General features: G+C 71.8%; 1 protein-coding gene. It reads left to right on the forward strand.

Annotated elements, in window-relative coordinates:
• Positions 1-521 (forward strand): ABC transporter ATP-binding protein (locus tag FQ755_RS07615; RefSeq protein ID WP_144152734.1); only part of this gene is annotated, 521 nt, incomplete at both ends.

Below are 521 nucleotides of genomic sequence, written 5' to 3' on the forward strand. Positions count from 1 at the left end.
AGGCGCGTGGTCGACGGCGTGAGCTTCGATCTCGAGGCGGGGCACTCGCTGGCGGTGGTGGGCGAGTCGGGCAGCGGCAAGACCCTGATCGGCAAGACCCTGCTCGGGCTGCTGCCCGACGCGGCGCGCGTGATGGGCGGCACGGTGAGCTTCGGCGGCGCGCCGCTGCTCTCGCACAGCGCCGCGCAGTGGCGCGAGACGCGAGGCGTGGGCATCGGCATGGTGTTCCAGGAGCCGATGGTGTCGCTGAACCCGGCATTCCGGATCGGCGTGCAACTGACCGAGGCGCTGCGGCGTCGGCGCGGCCTGTCGCACGAAGAAGCCGAGCGGCGCGCGCTGGCCATGCTCGAGCGCGTGCGGGTGCGCAATCCGCGCGATTGCATGCGGCGTTACCCGCACGAGTTCTCGGGCGGCATGCGCCAGCGCATCGTGCTGGCCTCGGCGATGCTGCTCAAGCCCAGGCTGCTGATCGCCGACGAGCCGACCACCGCGCTCGACTGCGTGGTGCAGAAGGACGTGCT

The organism is Paraburkholderia sp. BCC1885 (assembly GCF_900996235.1).
Classification (GTDB): Bacteria; Pseudomonadota; Gammaproteobacteria; order Burkholderiales; family Burkholderiaceae; genus Paraburkholderia.